Annotated in this window: 1 pseudogene; it reads left to right on the top strand. The window is 38.4% G+C overall.

Going from position 1 to position 846, the window contains the following annotated elements:
• Positions 1-82 precede the first annotated feature (82 nt).
• Positions 83-834, top strand: a pseudogene (locus tag GVV58_RS15235) (IS5 family transposase).
• Positions 835-846: the final 12 nt, after the last annotated feature.

The following is an 846-nucleotide window of genomic DNA, read 5'->3' on the forward strand; positions in this document are numbered from 1 at the left end:
TAGGGCGTGTCCTCATTTGAAAAATTGGTTTTAAATACTTAAAATCCTCCTTTAAGCTCTTTTGATTTCTATATTTTTTTCAATGGCACGTACTCTTCTCACCGATGATATCTGGCAGCAAATTCAAGATACTATGCGATTACACGGTTGTTACTGTTCAAAGAATAGTAGAAATATCATGGAAGCGATCTTATGGAAACTGCGTACAGGCGCCACATGGCGTGATATTCCCCAAGAATTTTGTCCTTGGCAAACTGCTTACAATCGCTTTAATCGTTGGGCAAGCAAGGGATTGTGGGATAAATTTTTTTTAGATTACGAGGCGTCTTGGATCAAGAATGGGTATTCATTGACGGAAGTTACATACGCGTGCATCAACATGCAAGTGGAGCTCGGCATGGTTTCGAAAGAGCAATTGGACAATCACGTGGTGGACGAACAACAAAAATACATCTTGCAACCGACGCGAATGGATTACCGATTGATTTTAAAATCACTGGGGGTGACGTCCACGACAGTCAAGTTGCAAAACAACTGATTGATACGGTAGACGAGGCAACTTATCTCATTGCTGATAAGGGGTATGATGCTGAGCACATTAGAATATATGCCAAGAACAAGAATATGATTCCCATTATTCCATTGAGATCAAACAGTAAGAGATCGAATAAGGAATTTGATAAATATCTATATAAATTAAGACATTTAGTTGAAAATGCTTTTGCGAGATTAAAACATTTCCGTGCTATTGCAACTCGATTTGATAAACTGGCACGCAATTATAAATCTATGATTCGTATAGCCTGTATATTTATTTGGTGCAAAGCCAAATGAGGACACACCCTA

This window comes from Acinetobacter sp. 18QD2AZ41W (assembly GCF_009829025.1).
GTDB classification, from domain to species: domain Bacteria; phylum Pseudomonadota; class Gammaproteobacteria; order Pseudomonadales; family Moraxellaceae; genus Acinetobacter; species Acinetobacter pseudolwoffii.